The sequence below is a fragment of the Pseudomonas sp. NPDC089395 genome, from assembly GCF_044749525.1.
Taxonomy (GTDB): Bacteria; Pseudomonadota; Gammaproteobacteria; order Pseudomonadales; family Pseudomonadaceae; genus Aquipseudomonas.
On record NZ_JBIVID010000005.1, the window covers coordinates 82,138 to 97,838 of the forward strand.

Below are 15,701 nucleotides of genomic sequence, written 5' to 3' on the forward strand. Positions count from 1 at the left end.
AGTTTCGAAATGAGTGAAGCGATCAAGCAGCCTGCCGGCCCCGAAGGGATCATCCAGATGCAGGGTGTGAACAAGTGGTACGGCCAGTTCCATGTGCTCAAGGACATCAACCTGAACGTGCGTCAGGGCGAGCGTATCGTGTTGTGCGGGCCGTCCGGCTCGGGCAAGTCCACCACCATCCGTTGCCTCAACCGTCTGGAGGAGCACCAGCAGGGGCGCATCGTGGTCGACGGCGTGGAGCTGACCAACGACCTCAAGCAGATCGAGGCGATCCGCCGCGAGGTGGGCATGGTGTTCCAGCATTTCAACCTGTTCCCGCACCTGACTATCCTCGAAAACTGCACCTTGGCGCCCATGTGGGTGCGCAAGATGCCACGGCGCAAGGCCGAGGAAATCGCCATGCATTACCTGGAGCGGGTTCGCATTCCGGAGCAGGCGCTCAAGTATCCGGGGCAGTTGTCCGGTGGTCAGCAGCAGCGGGTGGCCATCGCGCGGGCGCTGTGCATGAAGCCGAAGATCATGCTGTTCGATGAGCCGACCTCGGCGCTTGACCCGGAAATGGTCAAGGAAGTGCTGGACACCATGGTCGGTTTGGCCGAGGACGGCATGACCATGCTCTGCGTGACCCACGAGATGGGCTTTGCCCGTACGGTGGCGAACCGGGTGATCTTCATGGACAAGGGGGAGATCGTGGAGCAGGCGGCGCCGGATGATTTCTTCGACAGGCCGCGTAGTGATCGGACCAAGTTGTTCCTTAGTCAGATCCTGCATTGATGCTGATGGGGCCGCTTTGCGGCCCTTTCGCGACACAAGTCCGCTCCTACAGAGGAACGCAATTCCTGTAGGAGCGGCCTTGTGTCGCGAAAGGGCTGCAAAGCAGCCCCAGATTTCAAGCCTTACTTCTCTTCCTTAGTCGTAGCCGGCGCAGGCGGCGGCCGCAGCCCCACCTCGGCGACCAGCTTCAACTGCTGCCCATTGCGCATCACCTCGATGGTGATCTTCTCGTTGGGCTTGATCCGCGCCACCTGGTTCATCGACTTGCGCCCATCCCCGGCAGGCTCGCCGTTGATGCTCAGGATCACGTCACCCAGCTGCAACCCCGCCTTCTGCGCCGGTCCGTCGCGGAAAATCCCCGCCACCACGATACCGGGGCGCCCCTGCATGCCGAACGACTCGGCCAGCTCCTGGCTCAGCGGCTGCACCTCGATGCCCAACCAGCCACGGATCACCTGGCCGTGCTCGACGATCGACTTCATCACCTCCAGCGCCAGCTTCACCGGAATGGCGAAACCAATGCCCTGGGAGCCACCGGACTTGGAGAAGATCGCGGTGTTGATGCCCACCAGGTTGCCGTTGGCATCCACCAGCGCACCGCCAGAGTTGCCCGGGTTGATCGCAGCGTCAGTCTGGATGAAGTCTTCGTAGTTGTTCAGGCCCAGCTGGTTGCGGCCAGTGGCGCTGATGATGCCCATGGTCACGGTCTGGCCAACGCCGAAGGGGTTGCCGATGGCCAAGGTGACGTCGCCGATATGGATGCTGTCGGAGCGGCCAATGGTGATGGCGGGCAGGTTCTTCAGGTCGATCTTCAGCACCGCGAGGTCGGTCTCGGGGTCGCTGCCGATCACCCGGGCCAGGGTTTCGCGGCCATCCTTGAGCGCCACCACGATCTGGTCGGCACCGCTGGTGACGTGGTTGTTGGTCAGCAGGTAGCCCTCGGGGCTCATGATCACCGCCGAGCCCAGGCTCGATTCCCAGCGGCGCTGCTTGGGCAGGTTGTCACCGAAGAAGCGGCGGAACTGCGGGTCTTCGAACAGCGGGTGAGCGCTCTTGTTGACCACCTTGGTGGTGTACAGGTTGACCACCGCCGGCGCAGCCAGGGTCACGGCGTCGGCATAGGACACCGGGCCTTGCATGATCTTCGTCGTCTGCGGCGCCTGTTGCAGGTTGACGTCCTGGCTGGGCAGGCCGACCCATTGCGGGAAACGCTGGATGATCAGCATGGCGATCAGTATGCCGGTAAGCAGGGGCCAGCCAAAATAACGCAAAGCCTTGAACATGAACGAAATCCTGGAAAGAGCGGGGCGACTGGTCGCGCGATGGGGCACGAACGCGCGCGATCATACACCGGTTCCCCCGATGCCGGCGACGGCCCATAATGGCGGGCATTATACGGGCGTTGTGTCCGAGAAAAGCGCAGATTTCGAGGAGATTTTCATGGCTGTCGCTCTGAACACCCTGGTCGAGGAAGCCGAGCGCTACCTGGGCAGCGCGAAGATCCACGATTATTGCCCCAATGGCCTGCAGGTCGAAGGCCGGCCGCAGGTCAGCCGCATCGTCAGCGGCGTCACCGCCAGCCAGGCGCTGCTGGATGCCGCGGTCGAGGCCGAGGCCGACCTGGTGCTGGTGCACCATGGTTATTTCTGGAAGGGCGAGAACCCGTGCATCACCGGAATCAGGCAGCGCCGCCTGAAGACTCTGCTGAAGAACGATATCAGCCTGCTGGCCTTCCACCTGCCGTTGGATGTGCACCCGGAGGTGGGCAACAACGTGCAACTGGCGCGGCAGCTGGACATTACCGTCGAAGGGCCGCTGGACCCGGAGAACCCCAAGGTGGTCGGGCTGGTCGGCTCGCTGGCCGAGCCGATGACCGCGCGTGACTTCGCCCGTCGCGTGCAGGAGGTGATGGGACGCGAGCCGTTGCTGGTTGAAGGCGACCAGGTGATCCGCCGGGTCGGCTGGTGCACCGGGGGCGGGCAGGGGTACATCGACACGGCGATCGCGGCTGGGGTGGACCTGTACCTCACGGGTGAAGCGTCCGAGCAGACTTATCACAGCGCCCGCGAGAACGGCGTCAGTTTCATCGCAGCCGGGCACCATGCCACCGAGCGCTATGGCGTGCAGGCGCTGGGTGACTACCTGGCGCGGCGGTTTGCCCTGGAGCATCTGTTCATCGATTGCCCTAATCCGATCTGACTTTACTGGCCTCATCGCCGGCAAGCCGGCTCCCACAGATGTGGGAGCCGGCTTGCCGGCGATGAGGCCAAAACGCCAAACCCCCAGTCATATCGTTAGACTTTTTCGATCTAGTCCGCCTCCTAAATAGAATCAGCTGCTGTGATAAAGTGGCTCGCTCGAACACGGCCCGCAGGCCGTCCATAAGATCGTTTTTCGTGAGTAGCCATGGTCGACAAACTGACGCACTTGAAACAGCTGGAGGCGGAGAGCATCCACATCATCCGCGAGGTGGCCGCCGAGTTCGACAACCCGGTGATGCTGTACTCGATCGGCAAGGACTCCGCCGTGATGCTGCACCTGGCGCGCAAGGCCTTCTTCCCGGGCAAGCTGCCGTTCCCGGTGATGCATGTCGACACCCAGTGGAAATTCCAGGAGATGTACAGCTTCCGCGACAAGATGGTCGAGGAAATGGGCCTGGAGCTGATCACCCACGTCAACCCCGAGGGTGTGGCGCAGGGCATCAACCCGTTCACCCATGGCAGCTCCAAGCACACCGACATCATGAAGACCCAGGGCCTCAAGCAGGCGCTGGACAAGCATGGTTTCGACGCCGCCTTCGGTGGTGCGCGCCGCGACGAAGAGAAGTCGCGGGCCAAGGAGCGGGTCTACTCGTTCCGTGACAGCAAGCACCGCTGGGACCCGAAGAACCAGCGTCCCGAGCTGTGGAACGTGTACAACGGCAAGGTCAACAAGGGCGAGTCGATCCGCGTGTTCCCGCTGTCCAACTGGACCGAGCTGGACATCTGGCAGTACATCTACCTCGAAGGCATCCCGATCGTCCCGCTGTACTTCGCCGCCGAGCGTGAAGTGATCGAGAAGAACGGCACCCTGATCATGATCGACGACGAGCGCATCCTCGAGCACCTCTCCGAGGAAGAGAAGGCGCGCATCGTCAAGAAGAAGGTGCGTTTCCGTACCCTGGGCTGCTACCCGTTGACGGGTGCGGTCGAGTCGGAAGCCGAGACCCTGACGGACATCATTCAGGAAATGCTCCTGACCCGTACGTCCGAACGCCAGGGCCGTGTCATCGACCACGATGGCGCCGGTTCCATGGAAGACAAGAAACGCCAAGGCTACTTCTAATTTCAGGGTTACTCCATGTCGCACCAATCTGATCTGATCAGCGAGGACATCCTCGCCTACCTGGCCCAGCACGAGCGCAAGGAACTGCTGCGTTTCCTGACCTGCGGCAACGTCGACGATGGCAAGAGCACCCTGATCGGGCGCCTGCTGCACGACTCGAAGATGATCTACGAGGACCACCTCGAGGCCATCACCCGTGATTCGAAGAAGTCCGGTACCACCGGCGAAGAAGTCGACCTGGCGCTGCTGGTCGACGGCCTGCAGGCCGAGCGTGAGCAGGGCATCACCATCGATGTGGCCTACCGCTACTTCTCCACCGCCAAGCGCAAGTTCATCATCGCCGACACCCCGGGCCACGAGCAGTACACCCGCAACATGGCCACCGGTGCTTCGACCTGCGACCTGGCGATCATCCTGGTCGATGCGCGCTACGGCGTGCAGACCCAGACTCGCCGGCACAGCTACATCGCCTCCTTGCTGGGCATCAAGCACATCGTCGTCGCGGTCAACAAGATGGACCTCAAAGGCTTCGACGAGCAGGTCTTCGAGTCGATCAAGGCCGACTACCTGAAGTTCGCCGAAGCCATCAACCTGCAGCCGTCGAGCCTGCACTTCGTACCGATGTCGGCGCTCAAGGGCGACAACGTGGTCAACCGCAGCGAGCGTTCGCCGTGGTACACCGGCCCTGCGCTGATGGAGATCCTGGAAACCGTCGAAGTGTCGGCCGACCGCAACGTCACCGACCTGCGTTTCCCGGTGCAGTACGTCAACCGTCCGAACCTGAACTTCCGCGGCTTCGCCGGTACCATCGCCAGCGGCGTGGTGCACAAGGGCGACGATATCGTGGTATTGCCGTCGGGCAAGAGCAGCCGGGTCAAGTCCATCGTCACCTACGAAGGTGAGCTGGAGAACGCCGGCCCAGGCCAGGCCGTGACCTTGACCATGGAAGACGAGATCGACATCTCCCGTGGCGACCTGCTGGTGCATGCCGACAACGTCCCGCCGGTAACCGACCAGTTCGATGCCATGCTGGTGTGGATGGCCGAAGAGCCGATGCTGCCGGGCAAGAAATACGACATCAAGCGCGCCACCAGCTACGTGCCGGGCTCGATTGCCAGCATCACCCACAAGGTCGATGTGAACACCCTGGAGCAGGGCGCTGCCAGCGCGCTGCAGCTGAACGAGATCGGCCGCGTCAAGGTTGCACTGGACGCCTCGATCGCCCTGGACGGCTACGACAGCAACCGCACCACCGGTGCGTTCATCGTCATCGACCGCCTGACCAACGGCACCGTCGGCGCCGGCATGATCATCGCCCCGCCCGTATTGCCGCATGGCAGCACCGGCCAGCATGGCAAACTGGCCCACGTGGCCACCGAAGAACGCGCCCTGCGCTTCGGCCAGCAGCCGGCCACCGTGCTGTTCAGCGGCCTGTCTGGCGCCGGCAAGAGCACCCTGGCCTACGCCGTGGAACGCAAGCTGTTCGACATGGGCCGTGCGGTTTACGTGCTCGATGGCCAGAACCTGCGCCATGACCTGAACAAGGGCCTGCCGCAGGACCGCGCTGGCCGCACCGAAAACTGGCGCCGCGCCGCCCATGTGGCGCGCCAGTTCAACGAAGCCGGCCTGCTGACCCTGGCTGCCTTCGTGGCCCCGGATGCCGAAGGCCGCGAGCAGGCCAAGGCACTGATCGGCAAGGAGCGTCTGGTGACTGTTTATGTCCAGGCTTCCCCGCTGGCCTGCCGTGAGCGTGACCCACAGGGCCTGTACGCCGCCGCTGGCGACAACATCCCGGGCGAAAGCTTCCCGTTCGATGTGCCGCTGGATGCTGATCTGGTGATCGATACCCAGAACACCAGTGTCGAGGAAGGCGTGAAGCAGGTGCTGGATGTGCTGCGTCAGCGTGGTGCGATCTAAGCGCTGGTGCTGCATGAAAAACCCCGCTTCGGCGGGGTTTTTTGTGGGTGCTTGTCGCGATGTTTTTGCGTTCATGAGATCGAGCGCCGCCCGCGCGGCGCATCGCGGATGAATCCGCTCCTACATTTGTTGCAACGTGCCTATGTCTGATGGGCCATGGTTGCCTGCCTTGTTGGCACGACGCGATTTTTGGGTTGGCGCGAGGGCTCGCCTCCGATTCGTCGACGGGCGACAAAGGCGAACAACCATGGCCTGACAGACCGCGGCACGTTGCAACAAATGTAGGAGCGGATTCATCCGCGATGCGCCGCGCGGGCGGCGCTCGATCTGCGCACCACCACAAACCCTAAGGCAGGCTCTTGGCCTTCACCCCATCGCCGCCGCTCTTTTGTAGGTTCCAGAGAGAAACTATCGAACGTGACGATGTTGCTTTCATTACAGGCTGATGGCCTATCGCTTCGCGCGAATAAGCTGTCAACTGGAAGCGTTACTGACCTAACCCTCTAACCCTTCTTACTCTCGACGGATTTGAAGTGCTGGTCGTAGTCACTTTGTCTTTCGCACCCTTGTTTGTAAGGGTCCATGTCACAGCCGAATTTCAGGTCTTGTTGGCTAGGCAAAAGAAAGAATTTGCCATCGACGCAGCCGGATAGAAGCAGTACCAACACCAATAGAGATTTCTTCATCGCTCATCCTTGAACAGGGGCATTCCCTTCGATTTCCGCCAGGCAATGATACGTGCGATCACCTGCTCCGCGCAGCCTTCCTGCGGATTCCGTGGGTAATAGATCAGGTCCGATCCATCAGGGTGCTCGGCCATTTCTATGAAGTGTTCCAGCAAGCGATCTTGCCAGGCAGAGGTGCCAGCGGCTTTTAACAATTCTTCCACGACGGCTTTGAATTCGGCGTCGGTGTAGTCAGCCAGGTTGCGCTTTTTGCTGATCACCAGGTCACCTCCGATGACAGTGCGTACTGCAGGGCGCTCATCATCCGCAGGTTGTCCGCTTCGTACATCGCGCCACCGAATTCAGGCGAGTCGAGGTGGCAGATCTGGTAAGAGCGCAGGCCTCTTGCGGTTTCTGCGAATGGTGCGCGCAGTGGCCAGCCTTTCTTGATGCGGTTGAGTTAGGAGCCTATGAATTGCTGGGAGTAGACAGGGTCTTCGGCGATGGCCACCCAGAAGGCTTGGGAGAAATCGTCGAAATTATCGAAGGTCTGCTTGGCCATTTTCTTTGCAATGTGGTCTGGGAGGTGGCAAACCATGTAAGTGTTCTCTCTTGAGGGGGTAATGGCATCATCGCTTTGGTCGAGAATTCCGTTTTCAAATGCTCGCCCGCGAAGCGAGATTTAGGTCTCAGTCCGCTATGAGTTTTGTGCGCTCTGGCTTTAGGTCAAGGGTTTTTTGATCAAGCGGAAATGCTCTTGATAATCCATCATTCTTTCGCATCCCTGCTTGTAAGGGTCTAGGTCGCACTTGAACTTAATGTCCTCTCTGTTGGGCAGTAGCAGTACTTTAGGCATCTCGCCGCTGCACCCAGAAAGGATGAGCGTAATGGTTACTGCCATCTGTTTGACATGTTTTTTGGCATTGTGCATGGCTTATCCACTTCTGTGTTTTTGATCGGGGGGCTTCAATGTCGCACATGCTGGGATTCGTCTTTGCGGCTGTCTGCTTCTGTATTTTCAATGTGCTGCCTAATGACTGTGTGGTTAGCGCAGAATTGCATGTATGGGTCCATGTCGCACTTGAACTGGCGACTACTGTCGTATTGATAGAGGCTTGGTTTTCCGCCGCAGCCGGCGAGTACTGCAGTCAGGATAAATATAAATCTCATGTCGAGCTTTCTCTGTGATGTATTTTTAGGATTGAGCAATCGGTGCTTGGATTTCCAAATTATTGACTGGTTTGAAATCAGAAAGTGGTGCTTAACTTGTAAGAAGTTTCCTTTTTTAGGTATTTGCGCGTTTCTAATGGTTTGGCGTATGCTTGTGGTTGGTCAGAACTTATGTAATTTCTCGAAATGATGCTTCCCTCGCCTTGTGTTTGAAATCCCGCCAGTTTCTTTCTTGTGGATCTACTCAGGAGGTGAGTGATGGCTGTTAAGTATCAGAAGTTTCTTAACTCTGGAGGTGTGGTGCTTCCTCCTAATCAAACAATGAGTGCAGGCGATTTCTTGGTTTCTCAAAACGGGAGGTTCGCGCTTCGACTGCAAACTGATGGTAATTTGGTTTTAGAGGAGGGCGGCGCTGTGGTGTGGGTTGCGAATGAAACTCAACCATACAGTTCGACATTTTACCGTAAGAAAATGCGTGAGCCCCTTCAGTTTGTAGTAAGTAATTCAGGCTTCTTACATGATCCTGCCCGTCGCCGAATTTGGTCCGCTCAAAGCACGGAGACACTAGATAAATCTTACTGGTACAACAATTACCTCACGGTAACTGATGCCGGAAATATTCTTATCTATGACGGACGAAATGGCGATGTTCGGTGGGCGCGCTTAGGTTTTGTACCGGGGCGATTGCCCCCGGTGCGAAAAATAGTAGCGCACGTTTACCCGCCGGAACCTGCGCCCCTCTGGGACTGGAAACATGACTATCCATAAATTTTGAGATTCTGCAGATTTAAGTCGCCACGCTCCAAGCCTTCGCTGACTTTTCCGCACAAGGCTTGGAGATTTGGTGGAACTTGAAGTTTGGATGTGTCTGTTCGCGATGCGATATCGCCAGCGTTTATTTAGATTTTTCAATCGTTGTGTGCCATCGCCATTGGCTTCAAATATGCTTTTCCGAAACCGGTATCACTCGGCGCTCCTTAACCGCCTTGTAGGAAAAGCTCGAGTAGATCTCCTTCACTCCAGGCAAACGCTGCAGCACTTCCCGGGTAAATTCCCCAAACGACTCCAGGTCCCGCGCCAGAATCTCCAGCAGAAAATCGTACCGGCCGGAGATGTTGTGGCAGGCGACGATTTCGGGAATCTCCATTAACCTCTGCTCGAACGCCAAGGCCATGTCCTTTGTATGCGAATCCATCATGATGCTGACAAATGCAGTCACCCCAAACCCCAGCGACTTGGGCGAAAGAATCGCCTGATAACCGGTGATGTAGCCGTTGTCTTCAAGCAATTTGACCCGTCGCCAGCAAGGCGAGGTGGTCAGCGCAACCTGGTCGGCGAGTTCTGAAACGGTCAGGCGGGCGTTGTCCTGCAGGGCGGCGAGCAGGGCACGGTCGGTGCGGTCGAGGCTGTTAGGCATGTCTTGCCCTCCTGGTGAGCTTTTTATTGTTTTTGTTCCAATACACCCTCGAATGCGTGGGCAATTTTGGAAAAAATCAGGCAGCGCGGTGGCATAAGCTTAGAACAAACCACCAGAGGCTGTTGCCATGCGCGACTCCCATAACAACACCGGTTTTTCCACCCGAGCCATCCACCATGGCTACGATCCGCTGTCCCACGGTGGTGCGCTGGTTCCGCCGGTTTATCAGACCGCAACCTATGCTTTCCCGACGGTTGAATATGGCGCAGCGTGCTTTGCCGGGGAGGAGGGCGGGCATTTCTACAGCCGTATCTCCAACCCGACCCTGGCGCTGCTGGAGCAGCGCATGGCGTCCCTTGAAGGCGGTGAGGCCGGGTTGGCGCTGGCGTCGGGCATGGGCGCCATCACGTCGACCTTGTGGACCTTGCTTCGGCCCGGTGACGAGTTGATCGTCGGTACCACACTGTACGGCTGCACCTTTGCCTTTTTGCACCATGGCATCGGCGAGTTCGGCGTGAAGATCCGCCACGTCGACCTGAACGACAGCAAGGCGCTCAAGGCAGCGATCACCCGCAAGACGCGGATGATCTACTTCGAAACGCCGGCCAACCCCAACATGCAGCTGGTCGATATCGCGGCCGTGGCTGAAGCAACGCGTGGCCATGACATCCACATCGTGGTCGACAACACCTACTGCACACCGTATCTGCAACGGCCGCTGGAACTTGGCGCCGACCTGGTGGTGCATTCGGCTACCAAGTACCTCAGCGGCCATGGCGACATCACCGCTGGGCTAGTCATAGGGCGGCAAGCGTTGATCGACCGGATTCGTCTGGAAGGCCTCAAGGACATGACCGGCGCGGTGTTGTCGCCGCACGATGCTTCGTTGTTGATGCGCGGCATCAAGACCCTGGCGCTGCGCATGGATCGCCATTGTGCCAATGCCCAGCAGGTGGCGGAGTTCTTGGCGCGTCAGCCGCAGGTCGAGTTGATTCACTATCCGGGGCTACCGACGTTTGGCCAGTATGAATTGGCCCGGCGGCAGATGCGTCTGCCGGGTGGGATGATTGCTTTCGAGCTCAAGGGCGGCATCGCGGCAGGGCGGCGCTTCATGAATGCGTTGCAGCTATTCGCCCGAGCGGTGAGCCTGGGAGATGCCGAATCGCTTGCGCAGCATCCGGCGAGCATGACCCATTCCAGCTACACACCTGAAGAGCTTGCTCATCACGGGATCTCGGAGGGGCTGGTGCGGTTGTCGGTGGGGCTGGAGGATGTGGAGGATCTGCTGGCGGATGTCGAGCAGGCATTGGCGCACGTGTAGGAGCGGCCTTGTGTCGCGAAAGGGGCGCGTAGCGGCCCTAGGATTCTAGCCACCCTGCAAGATCGCCGGGGCAGCTGCGCAGGCCTTTCGCGACACAAGTCCGCTCCTACACGTGATCGCGTACTGGCATGAAGGTTATGCCCACAAAAAAGGCCTCTTTCGAGGCCTTTTTCATTTCAGCGAATCAACGCTTGAGCCCGTAGCTCTCATCGAGCATGCCCGGCGAGTTCGGTGTTTTCGGTGCATAGTCGCGCGGCACTTCGGCGGTGTCGCGGGGCGGCGTCAGGCGGTCACGTGGGCCCTGAGCCGATTCGGAGTGCAGGGCCGCCAGCAGGCGCTGACGGGTCACCTCGTCCAGGGCCAGGCTGTTGGCGCCTTCGGCCAGGTGATCCTGCACATCCTGATAGCTCTGGGTCAGTTTCTTGACCAGCACGGCGGTGCTGTTGAAGTGGGTGACCACTTCGTTCTGGTAGCTGTCGAAGCGCTTCTGAATGTCATCCAGTTGACGCTGGGTGCTGCTGGGCGCGGCGTTGGGCAGCAGGCGCGCCACGACGAAGCCGATGGCGACGCCAATGACCAGGGCCAGGGTTGGCAACAACCAAACAAGGAGCGAGAGTTCCACGAGTCCTTCCTCTATAAACGGCTTTGCTTTACGTTAACGGCTCAGACCTGCGCTGTATACCGCGAGCGATCGCAAATCAGAACAGAATTCCACACCTAGACGAATCGACCCCCTTCGAGGTCACGGAGTAGTGCCTTGCTTGTCCGCGAAACCCCCTTGTTCATCGATGGCCCCCAAGGCCAGCTGGAAGCCTTGTACCTGGACGTGGCCAACGCCCGCGGTGCGGTGCTGATCTGCCACCCGAACCCGGTCCAGGGCGGCACCATGCTCAACAAGGTGATCTCGACCCTGCAGCGCACCGCACGTGATGCCGGTTATGTGACCTTGCGTTTCAACTACCGCGGTGTCGGCCAGAGCGCCGGCAGCCATGACATGGGCGCTGGCGAAGTGGCCGATGCCGAAGCCGTCGCCGCCTGGCTGCGCAAGCAACACCCGCAGTTGCCGCTGGTACTGATGGGCTTCTCGTTCGGTGGTTTCGTCGCCACCAGCCTGGCCGGGCGTTTGGAAAGTGCCGGTGTGACGCTGCAGCACCTGTTCATGATCGCCCCGGCGGTGATGCGCCTGACCGCCGAATTCCCGCTGCCGCAGCGCTGCCCGATTACCGTGGTCCAGCCTGACGCCGACGAAGTCGTGGCGCCGCAGCTGGTTTACGAATGGTCCGACAGCCTGTCGCGTCCCCATGAGCTGCTGAAAGTGGCAGAATGCGGACACTTCTTCCATGGCAAGCTGACCGATCTGAAAGATCTGCTGCTGCCGCGCCTTTCGAATTGAGCCAAGCCTGAATAAGCGAACACCCATGACCACGCGCATTCTCACTGGTATCACCACCACCGGCACGCCACACCTGGGCAACTACGCGGGCGCCATCCGCCCGGCGATCGTCGCCAGCCAGCAACCTGGTGTCGACTCGTTCTACTTCCTGGCCGACTACCACGCCCTGATCAAGTGCGACGACCCGCTGCGCATCCAGCGCTCGCGCCTGGAAATCGCGGCCACCTGGCTGGCCGGTGGCCTGGACCCTGCGAAGGTGACCTTCTACCGCCAGTCCGACATCCCCGAGATCCCCGAGCTGACCTGGCTGCTGACCTGCGTGGCCGCCAAGGGCCTGCTCAACCGTGCCCACGCCTACAAGGCCTCGGTGGACAAGAACGTCGAGAACGGCGAAGACCCGGATGCCGGCGTGACCATGGGCCTGTTCAGTTACCCGGTGCTGATGGCTGCCGACATCCTGATGTTCAACGCCAACAAGGTGCCGGTTGGCCGTGACCAGATCCAGCACGTGGAAATGGCGCGCGATATCGGTCAGCGCTTCAACCACCTGTTCGGCCAGGGCAAGGACTTCTTCGCCCTGCCGGAAGCGGTGATCGAGGAGAGCGTGGCGACCCTGCCGGGCCTGGACGGTCGCAAGATGTCCAAGAGCTACGACAACACCATCCCGCTGTTCACCAGCGCCAAGGACATGAAGGACGCCATTTCGCGCATCGTTACCGACTCGCGCGCGCCCGGCGAAGCCAAGGACCCGGACAACGCACACCTGTTCACCTTGTTCCAGGCGTTCTCCACGCCAGCCCAGTGCGCCGAGTTCCGTGACGAACTGCTGCAAGGTTTGGGTTGGGGTGAAGCCAAGCAGCGCCTGTTCCAGTTGCTCGATGGCCAGCTGGCCGAGAAGCGCGAGCACTATCACCAGCTGATTTCGCGCCCGGCAGACCTGGAAGACATTCTGCTGGCCGGCGCCGCCAAGGCCCGCAAGATCGCTACGCCGTTCCTCGAGCAGCTGCGCGAGGCCGTTGGCCTGCGTTCGTTCCGCAGCAGCGTGCAGGCCGGCACCGAGGTGAAGAAGAAAGCCGCCAAGAGCGCGCGCTTCGTCAGCTTCCGTGACGAGGACGGCAGCTTCCGCTTCCGCCTGCTGGCCGCCGACGGTGAGCAACTGCTGCTGTCGCGCAGCTTCGCCGACGGCAAGAGCGCCGGTGCAGTGAGCAAGCAATTGCAGCAGGGCGGCGAAGCCGATGTGCGCGTCGAGGGCCTGACCTTCAGCCTGTGGCTCAATGGTGAGCAGGTTGCCGACGGGCCGCAGTTCGAAGGCGCCGAAGCCCGTGATGCGGCGGTTGTGAGCCTGCGTGAGGCGCTTCAGCCACAACAAGACTGAGTGTGGGAGCGGGCTTGCCCCGCGAACACCGGCAAAGCCGGTGCCATGCAGCGGATTACTGCCTTGAATGAGGCATATTGACGCAAGTCGCATTGCCATTAAGCGGGCCTGTCGCTACAGTGACGGCCCGTTTTTTGTTGCCTCGCTAACGAAATCATGACGCCCCTAGAACGATACCAAGCAGATCTGAAACGTCCCGACTTCTTCCATGATGCGGCGCAGGAAACTGCAGTGCGTCACCTGCAGCGTCTGTACGACGACCTGGTCGCTGCGCAGAACAACAAGCCGGGCGTGTTCGGCAAGCTGTTCGGCAAGAAGGAGCTGACGCCGGTCAAGGGCCTGTACTTCTGGGGTGGGGTGGGCCGCGGCAAGACCTATCTGGTCGATACGTTCTTCGAGGCGCTACCGTTCAAGCAGAAGATGCGCACGCACTTCCACCGCTTCATGAAGCGCGTCCATGAGGAGATGAAGACCCTCAAGGGCGAGAAGAACCCGCTGACCATCATCGCCAAGCGCTTCAGCGAAGAGGCCAAGGTCATCTGCTTCGACGAGTTCTTCGTTTCCGACATCACCGATGCCATGATCCTCGGCACCCTGATGGAAGAGCTGTTCAAGAACGGCGTCTCGCTGGTGGCGACTTCCAACATCGTCCCAGACGGCCTGTACAAGGACGGCCTGCAGCGTGCGCGCTTCCTGCCGGCCATCGCCATGATCAAGCAGTTCACTGATGTGGTGAACGTCGACAGCGGCGTCGACTACCGTCTGCGCCACCTGGAACAGGCCGAACTGTTCCACTTCCCGCTCAACGAAGCGGCTGAGCAGAGCATGCGCGCGAGCTTCAAGGCGCTGACTCCGGAGTGCACTCAGGCGGTCGACAACGACGTGCTGATGATCGAGAACCGCCCGATCCACGCCCTGCGTACCTGTGACGACGTTGCCTGGTTCGACTTCCGCGCCCTGTGCGACGGGCCGCGCAGCCAGAACGACTACATCGAGCTGGGCAAGATCTTCCACGCCGTGCTGCTGAGCAACGTCGAGCAGATGAGCGTCACTACCGACGACATCGCCCGCCGCTTCATCAACATGGTGGACGAGTTCTACGATCGCAACGTCAAGCTGATCATTTCGGCTGAGGTAGAGTTGAAGGACTTGTACACCGGCGGGCGGCTGGCCTTCGAATTCCAGCGCACCCTGAGCCGGTTGCTGGAAATGCAGTCGCACGAGTTCCTGTCGCGCGCGCACAAGCCGTAAACCATTGGGGCTGCAAAGCAGCCCCAAGCTCTTCAGGCCTCTTGCATGAACTGCTGCCGATACTGATTCGGCGACAACTCGGTATGCTGGCGGAACAACCGCGCAAAGAAGCTGGCATCGTCATAGCCCACTTCATAGCTGATGGTCTTGATACTCTTGCGCGTGCTCGACAGCAGCCCCTTGGCCGTCTCGATACGCAACCGCTGCAGGTAATGCAACGGCTTGTCACCCGTGGCCCCCTGGAAGCGACGCATGAAGTTGCGGATGCTCATGCCGTGGTTGCGGGCCACGTCCTCGAAGCGGAACTTGTCGGCGAAGTGTTCTTCCAGCCAGTGCTGAATCTGCAGGATGATCAGGTCCTGGTGCAGCTTCTGCCCGCCAAAGCCCATGCGTCCCGGGGTGTAGTTGCGCTGAACCTCGTAGAGGATGTCACGGGACACGGCGCGGGCCACGTTGGCCCCACAGAAACGCTCGATCAGATAGATGTACAGGTCGCAGGCCGAAGTGGTCCCGCCGGCGCAATACAGGTTGTCGGCATCGGTGAGGTGCTTGTCCTGGTTCAGCCGGATCTTCGGGAAGCGCTCGGCGAAGCTGGCGAAGAAACGCCAGTAGGTGGTCGCCTCCTTGCCGTCGAGCAGTCCCGCTTCGGCGAGCCAGAATACCCCGCTGGCCTCGGCGCACAGCACCGCGCCTTGCGCATGTTGCTTGCGCAGCCATGGCAGTACCTGGGGGTAGCGTTGCAACAGGGTGTCGAAGTCCTCCCAGAAGGCCGGGAGAATGATCACGTCGGCATCGTCGAGGTTGCCGTCGACCGGTAACTGTACGTTGCTGAAGCTATCCACCGGCAGGCCGTCCGGGCTCACCAGGCTGATATCGAACATGGGCTGCAGGCCCAGGCCCAGCTGTTTGCTGTATCGCAGGCTGGCGAGGTGGAAGAAATCCTTGGCCTGCATAAGGGTTGAAGCAAACACCTTGTCAATGGCCAGGATGCTGACGCGCCGCAGCGACGCCGGGGGTTGGGTAAACATCATTGTCATTGTTCTTATAGGGTAGAGTGGTCAATCACCGGCTGGATCGTCTTATTTTTTGGCGAT

At 60.0% G+C, this 15,701-nt stretch carries 15 protein-coding genes; 9 read left to right on the forward strand and 6 right to left on the reverse strand.

Annotated elements, in window-relative coordinates:
• The first annotated feature begins 9 nt into the window (after nucleotides 1-9).
• Nucleotides 10-774: an amino acid ABC transporter ATP-binding protein gene (locus ACIPZG_RS13195; protein ID WP_008098600.1), complete on the forward strand. Its 765-nt coding sequence runs from the start codon at nucleotides 10-12 to the stop codon at nucleotides 772-774.
• Between the two features lie 122 nt (nucleotides 775-896).
• Here ACIPZG_RS13195 and algW read toward each other — a convergent pair whose 3' ends face one another.
• A complete protein-coding gene (gene algW / locus ACIPZG_RS13200; RefSeq protein WP_400714280.1) occupies nucleotides 897-2,057 on the reverse strand; it encodes a Do family serine endopeptidase AlgW in 1,161 nt (386 codons plus the stop codon).
• Between the two features lie 157 nt (nucleotides 2,058-2,214).
• Here algW and ACIPZG_RS13205 point away from each other — a divergent pair, with 157 nt between their 5' ends.
• From ACIPZG_RS13205 to cysN, 3 genes are all read left to right on the forward strand, one after another.
• Complete coding sequence (locus ACIPZG_RS13205) at nucleotides 2,215-2,973, forward strand: Nif3-like dinuclear metal center hexameric protein (protein ID WP_400640528.1); 759 nt, start codon at nucleotides 2,215-2,217, stop codon at nucleotides 2,971-2,973.
• A gap of 207 nt (nucleotides 2,974-3,180) precedes the next feature.
• Nucleotides 3,181-4,098 carry a sulfate adenylyltransferase subunit CysD gene (cysD, locus tag ACIPZG_RS13210; RefSeq protein WP_003251799.1) on the forward strand — a complete coding sequence of 306 codons (918 nt, stop codon included), beginning with the start codon at nucleotides 3,181-3,183 and terminating at the stop codon, nucleotides 4,096-4,098.
• A 15-nt stretch (nucleotides 4,099-4,113) separates the two neighbouring features.
• On the forward strand, nucleotides 4,114-6,015 hold the full coding sequence (gene cysN / locus ACIPZG_RS13215; RefSeq protein WP_400714283.1) for a sulfate adenylyltransferase subunit CysN: 1,902 nt from the start codon (nucleotides 4,114-4,116) through the stop codon (nucleotides 6,013-6,015).
• A 682-nt stretch (nucleotides 6,016-6,697) separates the two neighbouring features.
• Here cysN and ACIPZG_RS13220 read toward each other — a convergent pair.
• Complete coding sequence (locus tag ACIPZG_RS13220) at nucleotides 6,698-6,961, reverse strand: bacteriocin immunity protein (protein ID WP_400714286.1); 264 nt, start codon at nucleotides 6,959-6,961, stop codon at nucleotides 6,698-6,700.
• Between the two features lie 179 nt (nucleotides 6,962-7,140).
• Entirely contained in the window at nucleotides 7,141-7,278 is a 138-nt protein-coding gene (locus tag ACIPZG_RS13225) for a hypothetical protein (RefSeq protein ID WP_400714289.1), read from the reverse strand.
• An 830-nt stretch (nucleotides 7,279-8,108) separates the two neighbouring features.
• On the opposite strand from ACIPZG_RS13225, the gene ACIPZG_RS13230 reads away from it, so the two are divergent.
• The gene (locus ACIPZG_RS13230) at nucleotides 8,109-8,618 is read left to right on the forward strand and encodes a hypothetical protein (RefSeq protein WP_400714292.1); all 510 of its coding nucleotides are present in this window, start codon (nucleotides 8,109-8,111) and stop codon (nucleotides 8,616-8,618) included.
• Nucleotides 8,619-8,787: 169 nt separating this feature from the next.
• Here ACIPZG_RS13230 and ACIPZG_RS13235 read toward each other — a convergent pair whose 3' ends face one another.
• Nucleotides 8,788-9,267, reverse strand: a complete 480-nt coding sequence (locus ACIPZG_RS13235) for an Lrp/AsnC family transcriptional regulator (protein WP_400714295.1) — start codon at nucleotides 9,265-9,267, stop codon at nucleotides 8,788-8,790.
• A 127-nt stretch (nucleotides 9,268-9,394) separates the two neighbouring features.
• Here ACIPZG_RS13235 and ACIPZG_RS13240 point away from each other — a divergent pair, with 127 nt between their 5' ends.
• Complete coding sequence (locus ACIPZG_RS13240) at nucleotides 9,395-10,588, forward strand: methionine gamma-lyase (RefSeq protein ID WP_400714298.1); 1,194 nt, start codon at nucleotides 9,395-9,397, stop codon at nucleotides 10,586-10,588.
• Between the two features lie 184 nt (nucleotides 10,589-10,772).
• Here the strand turns inward: ACIPZG_RS13240 and ACIPZG_RS13245 are convergent, their stop codons facing one another.
• Complete coding sequence (locus tag ACIPZG_RS13245; protein ID WP_008093630.1) at nucleotides 10,773-11,210, reverse strand: YhcB family protein; 438 nt, start codon at nucleotides 11,208-11,210, stop codon at nucleotides 10,773-10,775.
• Between the two features lie 135 nt (nucleotides 11,211-11,345).
• Here ACIPZG_RS13245 and ACIPZG_RS13250 point away from each other — a divergent pair, with 135 nt between their 5' ends.
• The 3 genes from ACIPZG_RS13250 (at nucleotide 11,346) to zapE (ending at nucleotide 14,607) form a co-directional block, all read left to right on the forward strand.
• Complete coding sequence (locus ACIPZG_RS13250; protein ID WP_400714299.1) at nucleotides 11,346-11,981, forward strand: alpha/beta hydrolase; 636 nt, start codon at nucleotides 11,346-11,348, stop codon at nucleotides 11,979-11,981.
• A 25-nt stretch (nucleotides 11,982-12,006) separates the two neighbouring features.
• Nucleotides 12,007-13,356 (forward strand): tryptophan--tRNA ligase, encoded by a 1,350-nt coding sequence (locus tag ACIPZG_RS13255; protein WP_400714302.1) that lies wholly within the window; start codon nucleotides 12,007-12,009, stop codon nucleotides 13,354-13,356.
• Nucleotides 13,357-13,512: 156 nt separating this feature from the next.
• Nucleotides 13,513-14,607, forward strand: coding sequence for a cell division protein ZapE (gene zapE, locus ACIPZG_RS13260; protein WP_043273393.1), 1,095 nt, complete (start codon nucleotides 13,513-13,515; stop codon nucleotides 14,605-14,607).
• A gap of 32 nt (nucleotides 14,608-14,639) precedes the next feature.
• Here zapE and ACIPZG_RS13265 read toward each other — a convergent pair whose 3' ends face one another.
• Entirely contained in the window at nucleotides 14,640-15,560 is a 921-nt protein-coding gene (locus tag ACIPZG_RS13265) for a GlxA family transcriptional regulator (protein WP_400714811.1), read from the reverse strand.
• Nucleotides 15,561-15,701: the final 141 nt, after the last annotated feature.

What these genes read in the sequence shown, in the direction of transcription:
- ACIPZG_RS13240 (WP_400714298.1), top strand. Translation starts at nt 9,395, where the DNA reads ATGCGCGACTCCCATAACAACACCGGTTTTTCCACCCGAGCCATCCAC.
- ACIPZG_RS13265 (WP_400714811.1), bottom strand. Translation starts at nt 15,560, where the DNA reads ATGCAGGCCAAGGATTTCTTCCACCTCGCCAGCCTGCGATACAGCAAA.
- ACIPZG_RS13205 (WP_400640528.1), top strand. Translation starts at nt 2,215, where the DNA reads ATGGCTGTCGCTCTGAACACCCTGGTCGAGGAAGCCGAGCGCTACCTG.
- cysN (WP_400714283.1), top strand. Translation starts at nt 4,114, where the DNA reads ATGTCGCACCAATCTGATCTGATCAGCGAGGACATCCTCGCCTACCTG.
- ACIPZG_RS13230 (WP_400714292.1), top strand. Translation starts at nt 8,109, where the DNA reads ATGGCTGTTAAGTATCAGAAGTTTCTTAACTCTGGAGGTGTGGTGCTT.
- ACIPZG_RS13235 (WP_400714295.1), bottom strand. Translation starts at nt 9,267, where the DNA reads ATGCCTAACAGCCTCGACCGCACCGACCGTGCCCTGCTCGCCGCCCTG.
- ACIPZG_RS13195 (WP_008098600.1), top strand. Translation starts at nt 10, where the DNA reads ATGAGTGAAGCGATCAAGCAGCCTGCCGGCCCCGAAGGGATCATCCAG.
- zapE (WP_043273393.1), top strand. Translation starts at nt 13,513, where the DNA reads ATGACGCCCCTAGAACGATACCAAGCAGATCTGAAACGTCCCGACTTC.
- cysD (WP_003251799.1), top strand. Translation starts at nt 3,181, where the DNA reads ATGGTCGACAAACTGACGCACTTGAAACAGCTGGAGGCGGAGAGCATC.
- ACIPZG_RS13225 (WP_400714289.1), bottom strand. Translation starts at nt 7,278, where the DNA reads ATGGTTTGCCACCTCCCAGACCACATTGCAAAGAAAATGGCCAAGCAG.
- algW (WP_400714280.1), bottom strand. Translation starts at nt 2,057, where the DNA reads ATGTTCAAGGCTTTGCGTTATTTTGGCTGGCCCCTGCTTACCGGCATA.
- ACIPZG_RS13255 (WP_400714302.1), top strand. Translation starts at nt 12,007, where the DNA reads ATGACCACGCGCATTCTCACTGGTATCACCACCACCGGCACGCCACAC.